The sequence below is a fragment of the Psychromonas sp. SP041 genome (assembly GCF_000470315.2).
GTDB lineage: Bacteria > Pseudomonadota > Gammaproteobacteria > Enterobacterales > Psychromonadaceae > Psychromonas.
The window spans coordinates 120,863-140,643 of sequence record NZ_CBRF02000005.1 but is presented as its reverse complement, the minus strand read 5'-3'; the positions used below and the strand labels follow the sequence as shown (position 1 = coordinate 140,643).

Below are 19,781 nucleotides of genomic sequence, written 5' to 3'. Positions count from 1 at the left end.
ATTGCATTTAATTAGACGATCGGTCTATTATGATTACATGACACTATTTACTATCGTTTTATGACATTAATAACAACAAAACCACGACGTGGTAGACCATTAAAAAGTGCACAGGAAAATCGTGATACTAAGGCTGAATTAATCCGCAGTGGTCTTGAGCAATTAACAGAAAGTGGCTTTGCCTCTTCAGGTATCGATCCTATTTTAAAAAGAGTCGGCGTGCCTAAAGGGTCTTTTTATCATTACTTTTCAAGCAAAGAAGCTTTTGGTTTGGCAGTAATTGAAAGTTATGCAAATTACTTCGCTAATAAATTAGATACTTACTTATTAGACGAAAGCTATCCGCCACTTATGCGCATTAAAAACTTTGCAGATAATGCTAAAGCAGGGTTAGAACGTCATCATTTTAAACGTGGCTGTTTAGTGGGTAATTTAGGGCAAGAAGTTGATTTATTACCAGAAAGCTTTAGGCAAATATTAATAGATATATTCGACGCTTGGCAGTTACGTGTAAGCCAATGTTTTAAGTTAGCGCAAACTCATGGTGACTTATCAACAACTGCAGATTGTGACCAATTATCTGAGTGTTTTTGGATAGGTTGGGAAGGTGCGGTGAGTCGTACACGATTAGTGCAAAGCAGCACACCACTAGATAATTATTTAAATCACTTCATCGCAGGATTACCTCGATGAGAAAGCGCAGTTTTTAACATTTTAACTTTATGTATTTGATTAATTCAGTTTAATTAAATCATATTTAATCATTAATAGACGGTCGGTCTAAAAGGAGAAAATATGTTCAAAGGTATTTTAATCGAGAAAGATGAACAGGGTTACAGATCTGCAGTAAAAGACATCGATGACAGTGTGTTACCTGAAGGTGATGTCACTATTCAAGTCGCTTATAGCACGTTAAATTATAAAGATGCTCTTGCTATTACAGGTAAAGGTCCTGTCGTTCGCAGCTTCCCAATGGTGCCAGGGATTGACTTAGTTGGTACCGTTGAACAAAGTGACAACGAGAAATTTAAAGTAGGTGATCACGTTTTATTAAATGGCTTTGGCGTTGGCGAAACGCATTGCGGTGGTTTAGCAGAGAAAGCGCGTTTAAAAAGCGAATGGTTAATCCCTTTACCTAAAGCCTTTTCAGCCCGCCAAGCGATGTCTATTGGGACAGCAGGTTATACGGCGATGTTATGTGTGATTGCATTAGAAAAAAATGGTATCACACCAGACAAAGGCGATATTTTAGTCACCGGTGCCAATGGTGGCGTAGGTAGTTTTGCTATTACGATATTAGCTAAACTAGGTTACAACGTTGTCGCATCAACAGGTCGCCTTGAAGAATCGGAATACCTTAAAAAACTAGGTGCGACAGAAGTCATTGACCGAGCAACATTAACAGAGCCAGGACGTCCGTTAGGAAAAGAACGTTGGGCAGCAGCGGTTGATTCAGCTGGCAGTCATACCCTTGCGAATGTCTGTGCAAGTCTAAAGTACGGTGGCGTGGTTGCCGCTTGTGGTTTAGCACAAGGTATGGATTTACCAACAACGGTTATGCCATTCATTTTACGAGGTGTGACGTTAGCAGGTATTGATAGTGTTATGCGCCCTACTGCAGATAGAATTGAAGCATGGGAACGCCTTGCGACTATTTTAGAACCCGCTGTTTTTGATGATATCGCTAAAGAAATCACCTTAGATGAAGCGATTGAAACCGCAGAAAAACTGATCTCAGGTAAAGTACGCGGTCGTGTTGTGGTCAATATTACTGGCTAGACTATTACTGCCTGGTTATTACTGAACTGTTATTGCTGAACTGTTATTCGGTTTATAAATACTATTTTCTATTAAACAAGATCCTTTTGGTTGCCGGTGTGATTGGTATTATACGCCTATAAAAAAGGCCATTTAATGATGCATTAAATGGCCTTTTTACTAAATGCTACCTTACTAACAATTAGCAACTAAATTTAAGCTGCCACGTAAGGCGTTGCTAATGCTTCATCAGGACATACAAAGGGAATGTTCAAGCTTTCAGAGACGCTAGCATTGGTCACTTTACCGTGAATAACGTTTAAGCCGTTTTTCAAGTGTGCATCGGCCAATAATGCTTTTTTGTAACCTAAGTTTGCTAGTCGTAAAATGTAAGGCAACGTTGCGTTATTTAATGCAAAAGCAGAGGTTCTTGCTACCGCTCCGGGCATGTTTGCAACACAATAATGTACAACGTCGTCAACGATATAAGTTGGCTGATCATGCGTTGTTGCTTTTGATGTTGCAAAACAACCACCTTGGTCAATTGCCACATCCACCACTGCAGAACCAGGACGCATATTTTTAATCATTTCAGCGCTAACCAATTTAGGTGCAGCGGCACCTGGAATCAGTACACCACCAATCACTAAATCAGCATCTAATACTAATGATGCTAAATTGTATTTATTAGAATAAGCGGTTTTAATACTTGAACCAAACTGTGCGTTTACTTTACGTAATGTATCGATGTTATTATCGACAATCGTTGTATCTGCGCCCAGACCGATAGCCATTTGGGCCGCATTACACCCCACCACACCACCACCAATAATAACCACTTTTGCAGGAGCAACGCCGGCTACACCACCTAACAACAAACCAACACCACCGTTAGATTTTTCTAAACATGCCGCACCCGCTTGAATAGACATGCGACCAGCCACTTCGGACATCGGCGCTAATAATGGTAGTCCACCATTTGATCCTGTAACGGTTTCATAAGCAATACAAACGGCTTTGCTCTTAATGAGATCTTCTGTTTGTGCCATATCAGGCGCTAAATGGAGATAGGTAAACAATAGTTGGTCAGGACGAAGTAAGGCACGTTCTACGGCAAGTGGCTCTTTCACTTTTACGATCATTTCCGCTGTTGCAAATACTTCTTCTGCAGTTTTTAAAATACTTCCACCCGCATCAACATACTCTTGATCACTACACGCTATTCCTTCACCAGCGGACTGTTCGATATAAACAGTATGACCTGCCGATGTTAATTCTTTAACACTTGCTGGGGTCATCCCTACACGATACTCATGAACTTTGATCTCTTTAGGTACACCGATAATCATATACTGCTCCTTGTAATGTTGTGTAATGTTTAGGTTATAGTTTGTTTAGGCTTGTTAAAATTCTCTAATTTATTAATATGAAAATACGATTACAAAGCGTTACTGTGCAAACAACAAAATTGCTCATTTATCAGACTTTTATCGTTCAACAAATAGCCTACAGAAACAGTATAGGTATTAATAAATAGTTTTATTTACACTATTTATTTATTAATTTTAAAATTTATAGATTATAATACTAACTTTTAGTCTTATAGCAGTTAATTACTCTGGAATAGAGTTTAGGCGCAGTCGATGTCACTAGATAGAATTGATCGTAATATATTACGAGAGTTGCAAAAGAATGGCAGAATTTCTAATGTTGAGCTTTCTCATAAAGTAGGACTTAGCCCTACACCTTGTTTAGAAAGGGTAAAGCGTTTAGAAAAACAGAAAATAATTAAGTCGTATACTGCGTTACTTGATCCTCAATACTTAGATGCGTCGTTATTAGTTTATATTGAGCTAACACTTAAGCGCTCTACTGCTGATGTATTTGACCGTTTTAATGAAGCAGCAAAAAAACTTGATTCGATATTAGAATGTCATCTTGTATCGGGTGATTTTGATTATTTATTGAAAACGCGTGTCGCTGATATGTCTGCATACCGTAAGGTGCTTAGTGAAACGTTTCTTTCGTTGCCTGATATAAAAAGCTCTAAAACCTATGTGGTGATGGAAGAAGTGAAATACTTAACATCGATTAATATTCCAAATTAATTGTTAAGGTTTTACTAAAAGAAGCTATTTTTAATGAGGTTGATATATCCATCTTCGATATATCAACCTTGTTTCGCGCTTCTTTTGCATTATCGGTTAGTCGGTGTGGTCTAATTTCAATCTAACATCCTACTACTTAGCTTCATTCTACTGCTTCGCTACACCCTACTGCTTAACGACTTTAAAGCTATCCCATGCTTGAGATGTTGGCATGACTTCTAAACTATTAATGTTGATATGTGCTGGTTGCTCAGCAATCCAGAAGATAATATTAGCGATATCTTCAGGTTGTATAGCATTAGTGCCTTCATAAATTGAATCGTATTTATCTTGATCGCCATTAAATCTTACCAGGCTAAATTCACTCTCTGATAAACCCGGTTCTAAGCTGGTCACTCGAACACCTGTACCCGCAAAATCACTGCGTAAATTTCTAGAAAACTGTGCAACAAAGGCTTTACTCGCACCATAAACATGGCTACCCGGATAAGGCCAATTACCCGCAATACTTGCAAGGTTGATAATCGTTGAAGACTGTTGTGCTTTCAGCACGGGCAATAAACTGTGTGTGACGTTAACTAAGCCAGTGACATTAGTGTCGATCATCGTATGCCAGTCTGATAACTTGGCTTTATCGGCTGATTCTGCGCCTAATGCTAGCCCTGCATTATTGACTAAAATAGCGACCTGTTTAAAGCGCTCAGGAAGGTTATGAGTAAACGCGGTAACCGCTTCACTATCTCTGACATCTAACACAGAATAATGAACGTCAGTCAGTGGTGATAATTCGCTACTTAAAGCTTGTAAACGCTCTTCTCTTCGACCTGTTAAAATCAGTGGATAACCATGCTCTGCAAACTTTTTTGCCGTTGCCAAACCAAATCCAGACGTTGCGCCAGTAATTAAAACTACAGGGTGTTGATGAGCTGTCATAAAATATTCCTTTGAAAAGTAATATGGTAAGTTTTACTAATATGCCATTTATTATGCGAATTGAGGAGCACTGAAATAATAATATTTGATTAATCACCTCTCTCAATCTGAAAGAGGCATTAGTAATACAGTCAATTAACGATTAACCAAACGATTAACGCGCGAATAGCCACTATTAACTAGCTATCAATTAACCATCAGCTAACTCTGTAAAAACGTGATCTAATATTGCTACAATAAAGTCAGCTTCTTTATGAGTTAACGTTAACATTGGACAGAAACAGAGCGTATTATTAAATAGTTTAAAAGAGCGGTTTGTGCGCCCAATAATGAGCCCTTTTTTCATGCATAATCCAGCGACTTTCATCGTCTCAGTTTCTGCTACAGGTGTTTTAGCTTCGCGATCACTGACCAGTTCAATGCCTAATAACAATCCTTGCCCACGAACATCACCAATAATCTCATGTTTGCTTTTTAAATCATGGAATTTTTCTAATAAATACTCTCCCATGATCGCACTATTATTAATAAGATCTTCTCGCTCTAATATCGCTAAATTAGCTAATGCAGCGGCAGGCCCAGCAGTACAACCCGCGTAAGTACTAACATCTCTAAAATAAGCATCACGGTCGCTACTATCAGCAAGGAATTCATCAAATATTGCTTCCGTGGTAACAACACAAGAGATAGCGGCATAACTTGATGCGACGCCTTTTGCTAAGGTGACAATATCTGGTTTAATACCGTAATGCTGATAACCAAACCATTTTCCTGTTCTACCCATGCCACAAACGACTTCATCGATATGGATTAATACATTATATTTTTTACATATTTCAGCTACAGCAGGCCAGTAACCTTCAGGTGGGGTAATCACGCCTCCACCAGCAGTAATCGGTTCAAAAATAACCGCGCCAACGGTATCTGGTCCTTCTCGTAAAATCACTTTTTCTAATTCTTTAGCCGCTAAAATACCGTAATCTTTTACCTCGCCAAACTGGCTTCGATACTCACAACAATGTGGAAACTCAACAAAACCAGATAAGAACGGGCCGTAATGTAAACGACGTTCTTCTTGGCCTGTTGCACTTAAAGCACCCATCGTTGTGCCATGGTAATCTCGCTCACGGTATAAAATTTTATTTTTTTGACCACCGTATTTTTGCTGAGAAATCTGACGCACTATTTTAAACGCTTTTTCATTCGCTTCAGATCCCGAACTTGCGTAATACACACGGCTCATTCCTGGCATTTTCTCTAATAACTTTTCAGCGAACTCTGCACCGGGCTCTGTTCCTGCGGTACTAGCAAAGAAGTTAAGCTTCTCTATTTGATCACGTACTGCATTAGCAATTTCTGTACGCCCATAACCAACATTCACACACCATACACCACCAGAAGAAGCATCAAGATAACTATTGCCTTTAGCATCCCAAACATGGGATCCCTCACCTTTTACCATGATCATCGGATCTTGTTGTTTTAAAGCATCTTGTTGCTTTAAAACACTGTGCTGACTCAAATGGTGCCATACATGATTGCGATCTTTTTCAATTAACTGCGCTGTTTGTGAGTCCATTATGGTCTTCTCCTTAGTTAAGTATCGATTTTCGATGAACTACACTAACTTACAAATTAGCCTCTCCTTTAGCACCAGCCATTTTATTCGATAGAGCCAGTAATCACTTTTAAAGCATTTCTTAATTTGCAAGGCCAGTGGAACCACAATCACTCATTTTTGGCTCTATAAATTGATTGTTAATATTGCAATAGTGTGGCCAATATTCGATAAATCTAAGGAAGATCCGTGGAGCAAATTTGGTATGTATTACCTGTCGTCATGTTTGCGGCAGTGGTGCGTGGATATAGTGGATTTGGTTTTGCAGTGATTGCGGTAGTCGGTTTAAATTTCTTTTTTGAGCCGCAACAGAGTGTTGCCATTGTATTGTCGTTGGATCTTATTTGTAGCTTAAATTTATGGCGACAAGCAGTTAAGCAAGCTCATTTCCCTGCATTAAAGAAACTAATTCTAGGCTCTATATTAGGCATCCCTATTGGATATAGTTTTTTGCTTTTAATTCCAGCAGAGACGCTAAAGTTATTAATATGTTTAGGGATTTTATCATTAGCTGCTTTACTCTTCTCAAGCTATAGACCCTTCGATGCCGAGAAAAGTATTACTAAAGTAGGTTTCGGTTTAGCCTCTGGTGCTGGCACGGCGAGTGCATCAATTGGTGGGCCGATGATTGTGTATTATATGTTATCAAGTAATTTACCAACGAGTAGCCAACGGGCCACGATGATCTTGTTTTTTATCGCAAGTGAAGCACTAGCGGTGATCACGCTGATTAGCGGAGGGTTAGTCGATGACACTTTACTTAACGCTTTATTAATACTGACTATTCCAACGTTATTAGCCGTCTATTATGGACAATACTTGTTTAATCGAAAACCACCTCAATCATTAAAAAGTTTTGCATTGCCTATTATGGTGGTAGTGGCTTTACTGGGTATCGCAAACTCAACGCATACCTTATTAACATAACCTTTTAACTAGCGATCTAAGTTAGACATTTCAGGGTGAGTCTTTATTCAAAGCGTCATCCTTTTTATTCATTCCCAGTTTATTTATCCCTAGTTTATTCACCCCCCAATCATACCCCCCTTTCAATTAACCACTCGTAATATTATGGACTCTTTTGATGACCTTTATGCCACCAGCCAACTTAGTTGAAGTTGTATGCTGCTAATTACTGAACCAAGCTATTCAAACTTATTTAAACTTATTTAAACTATTGCTGATAAAGCTTTCAATTTATTAAAAGAGTACTTAATACTAAGCCACAGTTTTTGCTACGAGTGAACTAGTTTAATCGCTTAGTAAGCGAATAAGCAGCTTAGAAGGTAGAGTGTTAAGCAGTATGCGAAGAGACAAAGAGCAGTTAATTAGTGTGATTGGTATCAGACCCTGTAAATCAGGCTTTGTGACAGTGCTGTAATGCTTCTTATTTATGGCTTGAGCAATCAATGCACCTAGCAATGTATCTAGCGACCACTTTCTACCTGAAACCTTAGAAGTATTTAAAAACGATTCTTAATGTAGTTGACGTCTAATTTACTTTATAACAGCCAATAAAAAGCCGGCTATTACAATATAATAGCGGGCTTTTTGTGTCTAAATATCTACATTTTAACAGCTAAATGGAAGCCATTTATCAATGAAATATACGTTTAATTATAACCCTTCCAAGGAATAAGCTTCGCTTCTAAGTAACGCATCAAGAGATCAAAACAATAAGCGATAATGCCAATCACAATAATCCCTGCAATCACCACATCAGTCACTAAAAACTCAGAGGCATTAAGTACCATAAAGCCGATACCACGTTCTGCAGCAACCATTTCAGCGGCCACTAACGTTGTCCAACCAAAGCCTATTGCGATACGCATACCAGTCATAATGTCCGGCATTGCACCTCGAGCGATGACTTGAGTGATCACTTGCCAAGGTGTTGCCCCCATTGAGTAAGCCACTTGAATCTGTTCAATACGCACTGACGTTACACCAGCACGCGCACTTAACACAATCGGCGATAGCATCGCTAAGAAAATCAATGTTACTTTACTCGATTCATCAATGCCTAACCAAATGATAATCAGCGGTAAATAAGCTAATGGAGGAAGTGGGCGATAGAATTCAATTAAAGGATCAAAAATACCACGAAAAACTCGGTTACAGCCAATGGTGATCCCCAGTGGGATCCCGATCAAACAAGCAAGTATAAAGGCACCAAAGATACGCACTAAACTCGCATTGAGATGTTCTACTAATGTTGCCCCTGCAAAACCATCAACCGTGATATCGATTAAACGTTGCACCACGTCCAAAGGTGACGGTAAAAAGATAGGTTTAATAAATCCACCTTCAGTGGCGATAGCCCAAAGAGCAATAAAGAATAAGGTTGAACAAACACCAATTAAACGGCTATCTCCCGCCCCAGGCGTTCCAAAGTATTCACCACTTTGCACTGCACTTGGCGCAGTCATTTTCTTAATGTTAAGTTGTAGTTTATCTAGCAATGAAACCGAAGCTGCTGCACTTTCACGCTCTTCTTTACTATCCACCATTTGCGGTTCAGCATCAGGTTTACTATCCGCTCCTTTTTTATTAGGTGAACCTGTCGAGCTTGCATTCATTGATTTCGTCATACTGGTCATAATAGTTCCTTAGGCTACCGCCAACTCGTCGCCATGAATGATTGCTAACACTTGTTCACGCATTGCTATAAATTCTGGGCTAGATTTAACTTTTCTTGCATCCCTGCAATCTAAGAATTGTTGATTAAAGTTTAAATCAAATTGATGCGTGATACGGCCCGGTCTAGGTGACATAACCACTAATCGCGTTGCCAACAATAAGGCTTCATCAACACTATGGGTAATAAAGAACATCATCTTGTTGGTTTTACGCCAAACATCTAACAATAATTCTTGTAATGATTCACGTGTTAGCGCATCCAATGCACCTAGCGGTTCATCCAGCAACAACATTTTAGGATCGTTAGTTAACGCGCGAGCAATCCCGACACGTTGCTGCATACCACCGGAAAGTTGATACACTTTATGTTGATGGAAGTCTTCTAAACCAACCAGTTTCAAATATTCTGCGGCACGTTCGCGACGCGTATGTTTATCGACACCTTGTAACTTTAAGCCAAACTCAGTATTTTCGATGACATTTAACCAAGGTAGTAGCGCATGTTTTTGAAATACAACACCTCGATCGGCATCTGGTCCTGTCACTTCATCGCCAATATCCTTGCCACACAACACCCTTGGATAACCTTTTACTGTGCTGCTACCTAAGGTCAAGTAACCTTTGCTTGGAGAAATAAAACCAGCAATCAGGTTCAGTAACGTTGTTTTGCCACAACCAGAGGCTCCTAAAGCAACCACTAAATCGCCCTGTTCCATTGTTAAATTAACTTCAGATAAGGCAGTTACTGATTCACCGCCGTCTGAGCCCGGATAGACAACTGATACTTCACAAACTTTCAATGTGTTCATTACAACGCTCCTAGATAGCTTTGCTTAAGTTAATTAGGTAAATGACGAATTATAACTTTGATGCTGCTAACGCATATTCAGGATTAACAAAGACACTATAATCAGGCATTAAATCGTTAATTTTCTTTTCTTTTTTCAAGAACTCTGACGTTGATTTTAATGACTTAGCAGCGCCACCATCGACACCACAACCAAGCCAATTACATGATAATTGCTGAGTAAAATCAGGGAATTCATAAAGGTCTAATACACTTGCAACTTGGTTAATGTCACCGCCAGATATTTTTGCAATTGATTTTGCGATGGGATGAGAAGCATCAAAGGTGTCTTTGCTACTACGATATTGCTGGTCAAGGTCACCTGCTATTTTTAGGATTTTAGCCATAAACTCAGCATTTTCTTTACCGAATTCTTTATCAACTACTAAACCATCAAAAGTAGGTTTACCCCACGAACTTAGCGTTTTTGAAGTAATTAGTACATGGCCATCTTTTTTAATCTTACCTAATACAGGATCCCAGATGAACGCCCCATCAATATCACCTCGTTGCCATGCAGCATTAATAGTATTAGGTTGCATATTAGTGAGTTTTACGTCTTTATCTGATAAGCCAAATTGTTCTAATGCAAACAGTGCATGAAAGTGTGTAGTTGATACAAACGGTACTGCAATGCGCTTACCTTTTAGGTCAGAGGGTGCAGTAATACCACTATCATTACGTACCACTAATGCTTCAGCATCAGCAATATTTTCTAAAATCCAAACTAATTCAATGTTGATACCACGGCTTACCGCGGCAGCAATTGGGCTAGATCCAGCAGAAGCAATATCAATTGAACCAGAAGCCATTGCCGTGATCACTTTTGCACCTGAGTCAAAACGTCTCCATTTCACGTTATAACCCGTTTCTTTCTCAATTAATTTCTCATTAATGGCATGCTTCCAAGGATTATTCATCCCCATATAACCAATCGTGACATCTTTTGCACTCACTGTTGATGCAAAAAATAGCGCGGCCATAGCTGTCATTAGTTTTATTGATTTACACTTTCTCATCTTAAAATTCCTTATTTAACTGATGCTGTTGATGTGACGTTGGTTTCGTTATTTAAACTACGCGGTGCAAAAAATAAGATACAGAGCCAGTTTTTTAAATTCGTGGTCCATTATTATCCATTCGATCTTCTAAGCTCATCTTCACAACAACAGGTTGGCTCAAAAATTGCCTTTTAAAAGTAGAAGTAAACAGACAGAAAATACTACGTTTGCTAAGTGCATATAAACTTATAAACAAAATTCGCTCCAACTTTTAAGCAGGTGCCACATGGTTGATTTTTTAATGAATATTGAACTGCATCAAAACAGTACTTATCAGCAGCAGATCCGTGAAAAATTAGTCGAACTAATCGAGCAAGATGCCTTTGGTGGCAAGGCTTTACCTTCTGGTAGAAAAATGGCGCAGTTATTAAAAGTATCAAGAAATACAGTGGTACTTGTGTATGAAAGTTTAGTGGATGAAGGTTTTTTAGTTGCGCGTAAACGTAGTGGTTTCTTCGTGCATCCGGACTTACTTACAGTGCAACGACTCCCCAATTCGGTGCAACCTACTAAGGTCGCTGATTCACAAAATAATAATCAACCAAACTGGTCTCAACGATTACAAAAAAAACCCAGCCAGTTATCAACACTTAACAAAGATGAGAATTGGTTAAAATATCCTTACCCTTTTATTTATGGTCATATCGACGTTAATGAATTTCCGTTATATCAATGGCGAGAATGTTCTCGAATAGCAGAAAGCAAAGGTAAACTACATGAATGGGTTGAAGGCTTCATCGATATTGATGACCCACAACTGGTTTCTCAAATTCGCCAACAAATCCTTTCAAAACGAGGTATCAGTGCTAAACCAGAAGAAATTCTGATCACACTTGGCACTCAGAATTCATTATTTTTATTAACCTCTTTATTAGCAGGTAAAGACATAACCTTTGGTGTAGAAAATCCAGGTTATGCCAATTTGCGCCATGTCATTTCATTATGTGATAGTCCAGTCAGCCCACTTGAAATTGATAATGAAGGTGTTCAGATAGGCGAACAACTTAGCCATTGTGATTACGTCTGTGTGACGCCAAGCCATCAATACCCTACTACAGTGACCATGACCATTGAACGCCGTAAAGCCTTACTTGAGCAAGCTTGTAAAGACGACTTTATCGTGATTGAAGATGACTATGAAAGTGAGGTTAACTTTATCGCAGAGCCTTTACCGGCACTGAAAAGTTTTGATCAAGATGGACGCGTTGTCTATGTTGGCAGTTTATCTAAATCACTGACACCGGGTATCCGCATCGGCTATTTAGTCGCAGATAGTTCATTGGTAGCCGAGTTGCGTCAATTACGTATTTTACATTACCGCCACCCACCTTCAAACAATCAACGAATCGCAGCTTTGTTTATTAGCCAAGGTTATTACGATAGCCATGTACGGCGTATGCGACGTACCTATGAAAAGAAATGGTTACAAATGCAACAAGGTATTGAACAACACCTATCTGATTGTGAGATTCACTCAACTGCTGGCAGTTTTTGTTTTTGGATAGGTTTACCCGTTGGCATTACTAGCCATCAATTACGTAAAGAAGCGGCACAAGAAGGCATTTTAATCGAATCTGGTGATACGTTATTTATGCAAAAAGATGGCCCTAAAAATTATATTAGACTGGGATTTTCAGCGATCAATATCGATAAGATATTAGAAGGGTTGGCTATACTTGGTGGATTAGTTAAACAATTAAAAAAATCATAAACATAAAATGCCAACATCATTTCTGAATGTTGGCATTTGAAACATAAATGGCTTTATTATTATTTATGTAAACTTGTTGCGTTAACTCATATCTGGTTCAAATAAGTTACGTTTCATATAAAACTTCACCCATAACGCACCAATAATACTTAAGACCACTAATATTCCACCAGTGATGCTGTACACAAGTTGTGTCATTTCTGGGCTTGGTGAGTTGTTTAAAGCAACAAATAACATTGCGATTAAACCTAATATTTGTGGCACAGGAAAGAAAGGTGTGCGGTATGGTCGAGGGTGATTTGGCATGCGTTTACGTAATACCATGACATTGATATGCGCTACGCTATAAGCTAATAAAAAACTGGTTGTTGCAGCAATAATTAACACGATTAAAGAATCAATACCTAATGATAGGAAAGGGATTGTGGTTAGTACCGCGATCATCAGGATACCTACCCAAGGTGCGTTGTGTTTATTGGTTGCTTTAAGTTGAGGGAAAGCTTGTTTCTGCTCTGCCATGCCTTGTAACATTCTTGGTACTGCCGCTAATATCGTATTCATAGTACTGCAAGTTGCAGCTAAGGCCATAATAGTCGCAATCACTAAACCACTTTTGCCGAATACCGCATTGGCATAATCTAAAAATGGAAGTGGTGAACTCACTAAACTTTCAACATTTAAAAATAAACTTGCACCATAGATAAACGCTAAGAAAATACAAAAGATCATAAATAATGACAAGTGCATTGCTCGTGGAATGTTTTTATGAGGATTCTTAACTTCATTGATCATTGGGCAGATATATTCTACGCCAACCATTGTCCATAATGCCAAGCCAACTAAACCGATAAAGCTACCATCCATTATACCTGAAAAACCCCAATCGACAGTGGTACCAACTAACTCAGGATGAGGTTGACTCGCACCAGTAATAGCCACAAACCCAGTCAGTACTAATGCACTCACTAATACAAATGCTAAGAAATTTTGTGCTTTAGCAAACACATCTGTCCCAATCAGATTAGTGACAGTAAAAATAACTAAAATAATCATTGGAACGACTTTTTCAGGTAATACCCCCGGCAGTAATTCGCCTAACATAGCATCAACTAAAAACATCTCAACGGGTAAGGCTAAGACAGCTACAACAACATAGCCAGCAAACACAGCGACGATAGCAGGAAAGTGACCAATAGCTTTTTGTGTATAAGTCGCTAAAGTCCCAGCCTGAGGAAACATCAGCGATAATTCAGAGAAACTCATCGCATTAAATTGCGCTAAAATAAGCGCAACAACCATCGCGGCAATAAACCCCATCCCACCAATGCCTAAGCCTTGAAGTGCGGAGATCATAGCACCTTGAACAATGACTAAGCCGATACATATCGCCATCATTGTTGGTAATCCTAATTTTGTCATTTTATGAGCAGCCGGTTTCGCAGCCATATTGACGTTATCTGAATCTGTTATAGCTATCATGTTTCTGTTCCTCTTTTGAGTAAAACGTTTTTATGATGTTAAAGTCGGTCGAAGCGATAAGGGCTTGGATCAACGAGTGGAGGGGTATTACAAACAATATCTGCCGCTAACTGACCAGCCGCGGGCCCAGTACCAAAACCGTGGCCTGAAAACCCTGTTGCAATGGTTAAACCAGGAATAGCTTTGATACGGTCAATGACTGGATTTGAATCGGGCGTGACATCGATAATGCCAGCCCACTCTTCTTCAATTTCTGCTTTATTAAAAACTGGCCAAGCTGCACTTAAGTTAGCGAGTGCTTCTTGATTGATAGCTAACGAATGTTCAGGATCGTTGGTGCGAATTTCTTCAAAAGGAGAGCGTCTATCGCTTTTCCAGCGACGGCCCAATGAAAGATCTTTGAAGAATTCTCGCCCTAAAGCAGGACGTAAAAAACGATGTTGTGTACGTAGTTGTTCAAAATAACGCCAGCCAATTAATAAATGATCCAAGGTAAGTGGCGCATCTAATGCTGAGCGCTGCGTGATAATGAAACCACCATCTTGATGCTTTCTGAAAGAAAAGTCAGGACCACCTACTGCAATATCAGTTGGTCCTTCCATCGGTTTAGTACGAAGCACAGAACATTTAAGTGGCAGTGTCGGTAATGAAACCCCTACGTTACTTAAAAAGCGCCTCGACCAAGCACCACCAGCCAGTAAGACTTGATCGCAACGTATCTCTCCTTGTTCTGTCACCACGCCACATACTTTTCCACCTGATGTTGAAAGCGTACGTACTGCGCAGTTTTGTAACATGATGGCGCCTTTTTCTATCGCCGCTTTAGCAATATTCGTTGCTGCGATAGCCGGTTCAGCTCGACCATCGGAAGGCGTATAAATGCCGCCTTTCCAATCACCTTTACCGCCGGGTGCCGTTTGATCAATTTCTTGAGCCGTCATCATTTTTGAATCTAAAGACAATGCGCTAACAGACTTTAACCATGCTTCATGCATTGCCAATTGCTGCTCTGTTTTGGCTAAAAAGATAATGCCCGCCTGTTTGTAACCAACACTTTGACCAATGCGCTGTGGCATTTCAGCCCATAAGCGATCTGCAGCCATTGCGAGTGGAACATCCTCAGCATGTCGACTTGTTTTGCGGATCCAACCTAAATTACGTGAAGACTGCTCTCCAGCAATATGGCCTTTTTCTAGCAGCACCACTTTGATATTACGTTCAGCTAATGTCAGTGCGGCTGTCACGCCTATAATGCCTCCACCAATAATGACAACCGTTGTGGACTCTGGAAGAACGTCCGTTGTATTTATTGCATCAAGTGTTTTTGTCATGAGCTTGTTTCCTACACGTTGTAAGCATTTCTATTTTAAATAGTGATCTCTTGGATATCTGCAGTTGCCGCACCACGATAAGCGGTTACTTCTAATTCCATTTTATAAACGGTTGAGCCTAATGGCGGACAAGTGACTGTTGTCGCAGGGTTAATACCTTTGAATTTTTCGCCGATTAATTGCATAACAGCATGAACGTCTTCAGGATCTTGAATAAATACACGAGAAAAAACGACGTCAGCTAAACTTGAGCCAACGGCTTCTAATGCGGCTTCAATATTGCTAAAGACTTGCTCAGTTTGCTCTAAAGCATCTTCAGGTATCACTTTGGTTTCAGGGTTTCGCCCTGCTGTATTTGAAACGTAAATCCAATTATCAACAGAAACCAAACGAGAATAACTGCCTATCTCTTCAAATTTTGAACCTGTTTTTACTTTTACTATCTTTGCTATATGAGTTTGTGTCATGTGAGTTTTCCACGTTAAAGTAAAGCATGCGTGAATTGACCTTTATTGGTGTTCACGCTTTTTTATAATGATGGTTATAACGACTAGCTCAGCTCTGGCGTTTCCCAGAGATTGAGTTTTACACCGATATTATGTTTCATTGCGTTGTGGTAAATTTTGGTTGCCCAAGCGACATCTTCAGTAGGTAAGCCACCTACCGATAACACAATAATTTCTTGATCGTTTTGTCGCCCAGGACTTGTCGCTGTGACAATCGAACCAAGATCTTCAAGTTGATCTTTGGTCATTAACCCTTCGTCAATCATGTCCATGAAACGACAGCCAATAATTGGAATGTACATGTGTGCAGGTTTTGGTACTTCATCATGCCAAGCTTCATAAAGTCCGATGTTGTCCATGACTTTTCTGACATCACTTTCTTCTAAGCCTTGATCTAATCGACAGTAAGCAGGCATTGAAATGAAAGCGCCAGGTTTGACCCATTCACGTTTTATGACTGGATATGAAGAAATATCACCGGTTTCTCCTGAATTACAGTAAGTAACGATATCAGCATCTCGTACAACATCTTCCAAGGTATCGACGACTTGTACATTAGTGATTTGAGGGAAACTCTCTTTCACCCAGCTAAGAAAACTATCTAAACTTTTTTGACCTCGGCCTTTAATTTTAAGCGTGTCGATTTGTGGGCATACAGCCATGAAAGCAGCAATTGATGTTTTACCCATAACACCAGGTCCTAGGAGACCAACCACCTTTGAATCTTTACGTGCTAAATGACGCGCACCCACCCCAGGAACAGCACCAGTGCGATAGGCAGAAAGTAGGTTTGCAGACATGTGTGCTAACGGAGCACCAGTATCAGTATCGTTAAGTGTGAACATTAAGATTGAACGCGGCAGTCCTTTTTCACGGTTAGCAATGTTAGAGCCATACCATTTCACGCCACATGTTTGATAATCACCGCCAAGGTAAGCTGGCATTGCCATTAAACGACGGTCTGGAGTGTGACGAGGCATCGTCGCTATTTCTGGATTTTCAGGGAAAGTAACCATGGCGCCATGAGAATCATTATTTGCGCCAGCCATACGATAATCGCCTTTATGGAGTAGTCCGAACATCTCTTCCATTGCATCAACACAGCCAGGCATATTCTTAACACCTGCTTTGATCATGTCTGGTTCTGAAAGATATATAAAATCGATTTGAGTATTTTCTGACATAACATCACCTTAATTTCTTGGAGTAGGATTACTTACAAAATTTATTTTTACGTCTGTCTCATTACATCCAATGACATATCTTTATCAGTGGATTAACGCTTGATGAGCAGCAAGTGATTTTTATCCTAGACCTCTAAAATTTGTGCGTATTGAACTTTTACGACACGGTTTTTTTACGGGGTTAATAATCGTTCTGTTGTTACTAGGAGTGAATTTAATTGGCATTAGGTTTGCAGATAGGAGGGATATCTTAGGCATTTTTAATAAATGGAATTTATACATGTCAACCAATTCACTTGTTAGTCATCTCGCTCGAATTCGCTCTAAACAACCTTGGTTAGTGATGAATGCAGCAGAGAAATTTTCGGTATCTGGGTCTAATCACAAATCGATTTCTCATTTCTATAGTTTTCAGCCGAAAGCGTCCGTAGAGCAGACTTTTGCGATTCCAGATGGTTGTGTCGATATACTCTTTGATTGTGATGGGAGCAACCCCAATGCAGCTGTTTTTGGAACCCCGTTGGAAGCAATAACCATTGAATTAAATAAGGATCATCGATATTTTGGCGCGCGATTTGTATCTGGCGTGATGCCAGATTTTTTAGATTTATCTGCCGCTGAATTAATAGGACGTCATTACGATCTGTTAGATGTTGTTCCTCAAGCAAATCAATTATTTAATGAAATTGTTAATAGTACCGATTTCTCTCAACAAGTAGCGGTTTTTGGGCAATTTATTGAAACGCAAAATGAACGAAAACCATCAATGTTAACGGCGCAAGTCTTACGTAATATTTATGATAGTGAGGGGTCGGTTCGTATTAATGAATTAGAAGATAAAACGGGATACAGTGCGCGTACTTTACAGCGACAGTTTGGAGCTGATATGGGCATGTCTCCCAAAGCTTTTTGTCGTATTATTCGTTGTCAGTCTGCTGTTTATGGACTTAATCACCGTGAAAAAGTCACTTTTTCTGACTTAGCTTGTGATTTAGGTTTTAGCGATCAATCACATTTTTTGAGAGAGTTTAAAAAGCTTGTTAATGTCACACCATTGGATTATTTAAACCGAGTAAAGCATCAAAATTATTTAGAAAGCATACAATATTTATGATCAATAAAAGTGCATTGGTTATATTTTGTGCACTAAGGCTGTGCTTCCACTCCGTTTACCCCTAACTATTTAGAGGCAATTTCTATAAAACAATTAAGCGTTTTAGATTAAATAAAAAATAAATAACAACTTAAATAAACCCGACATTTATTTGCGCTAACCAATTTATGCGAGCATAAACGATAACGCGATGAAATGATCTTACTGTTTTTCTATTATTTAACCTTTAACAGCAGGCTCACCGCTATTAACCACCAATAAAGCAGCTAGTTTACGCTTCTCAACATACTGACCTAGTGATGCGCCACCAATAATTAAGATTAAGGTAACAAGGTGAACAGGCTTTAAGGTAACTTCTGGAATAAATATCGCCATCCAAATAACCGACAATAAAGGCGCTAAATAAGCAAGCGCGCCAATCACCCGTGTATCACCGTGACGAATAGCATAATCCCAAGTATAGAAGCTTAGCCCCATTGGCCCAAGCCCTAACAAACCAATGACTAATAAGTCATTGCCTGACGGGATCACCGCTTGAATGTCTGCTGTTAATGCATAACTGGTTAACGCTAAAATGCCCGAGAATAAACAAAACCCAGCCACTGCTGACATTGGCATTTTAGTATAACGACGATTAGATAATGTATAAAAAGCCCATAATAAGGCCGCAATAAAGGCTTCGCCATAACCAAGTAGGTCAGCAACATTAAAGGCGATCGGTTCTTGAGCAAGCGTCAGCAATACCCCGCCAAATCCTAAAGTAGCGCCAATAACATGACCGAAGTTAAGACGAGATTGGCTAAATAATGGCGTCCCCAACACAATAAATAGTGGCCACAGGTATTGAATCATATTAACGCTCATCGCCGGAGAGCGAGAAAAAGCATCAAACAATAAAAAGTGGTAACCAAACATACCAATAACTGCACTTAACCACACTTTCCACGGTAACTTCCATTGACGCCAATATTTCAAACCAGGAATTGAGGCGAAAATCAGCACTAACCCTACTGAAAGCAATGATGGGATATGTGTAATCGTCACGGTTAATACCGCTAAAGAAGACCACATTAAAATGGTGAGTAATGCACTGATGTAAGCTCTATTCATGTCGTCTCCGATATTATTTATTTGATTTCCGTATACTTAGCCAATAATGCTTAATAAACAATTGTATTTAGTTTGAATTAAGCCCAAATAAGCTATTCATGGAATATGCTTTTAAGCGAGACTATCATGCGAAGCTTATGCAAAAAAGCAATATCATAACGACCTTTCTAATTTAATTAATATTCACTTTAAGTCATCTTTTACAACGCGCTTCTTAACTATTTAATATTTAAGGTACCCCATAAATAACATCGGTTTTTATGGTTAATACTTTTTATAAAAATGATCTCCTATTCGATCAGCTTACCGTTATTGATTCAGCGCTACTCCCCGTTTTTATTGCAATAGAAATACAGGTCATATAATATCTTCCCTCATTAA

Annotated in this window: 17 protein-coding genes; 6 read left to right on the top strand and 11 right to left on the bottom strand. The window is 39.3% G+C overall.

Going from position 1 to position 19,781, the window contains the following annotated elements; genetic code table 11:
- Window positions 1–60 precede the first annotated feature (60 nt).
- Complete coding sequence (locus SP041_RS04505; RefSeq protein WP_025565382.1) at window positions 61–693, top strand: TetR/AcrR family transcriptional regulator; 633 nt, start codon at window positions 61–63, stop codon at window positions 691–693.
- A 102-nt stretch (window positions 694–795) separates the two neighbouring features.
- Window positions 796–1,779: an MDR family oxidoreductase gene (locus SP041_RS04500; protein WP_025565381.1), complete on the top strand. Its 984-nt coding sequence runs from the start codon at window positions 796–798 to the stop codon at window positions 1,777–1,779.
- 194 nt (window positions 1,780–1,973) lie between these two features.
- On the opposite strand, the gene ald is transcribed toward SP041_RS04500, so the two are convergent.
- The gene (gene ald, locus SP041_RS04495) at window positions 1,974–3,107 is read right to left on the bottom strand and encodes an alanine dehydrogenase (RefSeq protein WP_025565379.1); all 1,134 of its coding nucleotides are present in this window, start codon (window positions 3,105–3,107) and stop codon (window positions 1,974–1,976) included.
- Window positions 3,108–3,401: 294 nt separating this feature from the next.
- On the opposite strand from ald, the gene lrp reads away from it, so the two are divergent.
- Window positions 3,402–3,866, top strand: a complete 465-nt coding sequence (gene lrp, locus SP041_RS04490) for a leucine-responsive transcriptional regulator Lrp (protein WP_025565378.1) — start codon at window positions 3,402–3,404, stop codon at window positions 3,864–3,866.
- A gap of 165 nt (window positions 3,867–4,031) precedes the next feature.
- On the opposite strand, the gene SP041_RS04485 is transcribed toward lrp, so the two are convergent.
- Together SP041_RS04485 and SP041_RS04480 are read right to left on the bottom strand one after the other, a co-directional pair.
- A complete protein-coding gene (locus SP041_RS04485; protein ID WP_025565376.1) occupies window positions 4,032–4,799 on the bottom strand; it encodes an SDR family NAD(P)-dependent oxidoreductase in 768 nt (255 codons plus the stop codon).
- Window positions 4,800–4,989: 190 nt separating this feature from the next.
- Window positions 4,990–6,378, bottom strand: coding sequence for an aminotransferase class III-fold pyridoxal phosphate-dependent enzyme (locus tag SP041_RS04480; RefSeq protein WP_025565375.1), 1,389 nt, complete (start codon window positions 6,376–6,378; stop codon window positions 4,990–4,992).
- 228 nt (window positions 6,379–6,606) lie between these two features.
- On the opposite strand from SP041_RS04480, the gene SP041_RS04475 reads away from it, so the two are divergent.
- Window positions 6,607–7,344: a sulfite exporter TauE/SafE family protein gene (locus tag SP041_RS04475; protein ID WP_025565373.1), complete on the top strand. Its 738-nt coding sequence runs from the start codon at window positions 6,607–6,609 to the stop codon at window positions 7,342–7,344.
- A gap of 686 nt (window positions 7,345–8,030) precedes the next feature.
- Here SP041_RS04475 and SP041_RS04470 read toward each other — a convergent pair.
- From SP041_RS04470 to tauA, 3 genes are read right to left on the bottom strand one after another with little or no spacing between them, the layout of a single operon-like run.
- Window positions 8,031–9,017, bottom strand: a complete 987-nt coding sequence (locus SP041_RS04470; RefSeq protein ID WP_025565372.1) for an ABC transporter permease subunit — start codon at window positions 9,015–9,017, stop codon at window positions 8,031–8,033.
- A 9-nt stretch (window positions 9,018–9,026) separates the two neighbouring features.
- Window positions 9,027–9,866 (bottom strand): taurine ABC transporter ATP-binding protein, encoded by an 840-nt coding sequence (locus SP041_RS04465; RefSeq protein ID WP_025565371.1) that lies wholly within the window; start codon window positions 9,864–9,866, stop codon window positions 9,027–9,029.
- A gap of 49 nt (window positions 9,867–9,915) precedes the next feature.
- On the bottom strand, window positions 9,916–10,923 hold the full coding sequence (tauA, locus tag SP041_RS04460) for a taurine ABC transporter substrate-binding protein (protein ID WP_025565370.1): 1,008 nt from the start codon (window positions 10,921–10,923) through the stop codon (window positions 9,916–9,918).
- A gap of 268 nt (window positions 10,924–11,191) precedes the next feature.
- On the opposite strand from tauA, the gene SP041_RS04455 reads away from it, so the two are divergent.
- Complete coding sequence (locus SP041_RS04455) at window positions 11,192–12,676, top strand: PLP-dependent aminotransferase family protein (RefSeq protein ID WP_025565369.1); 1,485 nt, start codon at window positions 11,192–11,194, stop codon at window positions 12,674–12,676.
- An 81-nt stretch (window positions 12,677–12,757) separates the two neighbouring features.
- Here SP041_RS04455 and SP041_RS04450 read toward each other — a convergent pair whose 3' ends face one another.
- The 4 genes from SP041_RS04450 to SP041_RS04435 form a co-directional block, all read right to left on the bottom strand.
- Window positions 12,758–14,155: an APC family permease gene (locus tag SP041_RS04450; RefSeq protein ID WP_037049774.1), complete on the bottom strand. Its 1,398-nt coding sequence runs from the start codon at window positions 14,153–14,155 to the stop codon at window positions 12,758–12,760.
- A 38-nt stretch (window positions 14,156–14,193) separates the two neighbouring features.
- Window positions 14,194–15,486 (bottom strand): FAD-binding oxidoreductase, encoded by a 1,293-nt coding sequence (locus tag SP041_RS04445; protein WP_025565367.1) that lies wholly within the window; start codon window positions 15,484–15,486, stop codon window positions 14,194–14,196.
- A gap of 35 nt (window positions 15,487–15,521) precedes the next feature.
- Complete coding sequence (locus SP041_RS04440; protein WP_205961164.1) at window positions 15,522–15,953, bottom strand: RidA family protein; 432 nt, start codon at window positions 15,951–15,953, stop codon at window positions 15,522–15,524.
- A gap of 83 nt (window positions 15,954–16,036) precedes the next feature.
- Window positions 16,037–17,176, bottom strand: a complete 1,140-nt coding sequence (locus tag SP041_RS04435; protein WP_025565365.1) for a tyramine oxidase subunit B — start codon at window positions 17,174–17,176, stop codon at window positions 16,037–16,039.
- A gap of 280 nt (window positions 17,177–17,456) precedes the next feature.
- On the opposite strand from SP041_RS04435, the gene SP041_RS04430 reads away from it, so the two are divergent.
- Window positions 17,457–18,290, top strand: coding sequence for a helix-turn-helix domain-containing protein (locus tag SP041_RS04430; protein ID WP_025565364.1), 834 nt, complete (start codon window positions 17,457–17,459; stop codon window positions 18,288–18,290).
- Window positions 18,291–18,509: 219 nt separating this feature from the next.
- Here SP041_RS04430 and SP041_RS04425 read toward each other — a convergent pair whose 3' ends face one another.
- Entirely contained in the window at window positions 18,510–19,400 is an 891-nt protein-coding gene (locus SP041_RS04425; protein WP_025565363.1) for an EamA family transporter, read from the bottom strand.
- Window positions 19,401–19,781 lie beyond the last annotated feature (381 nt).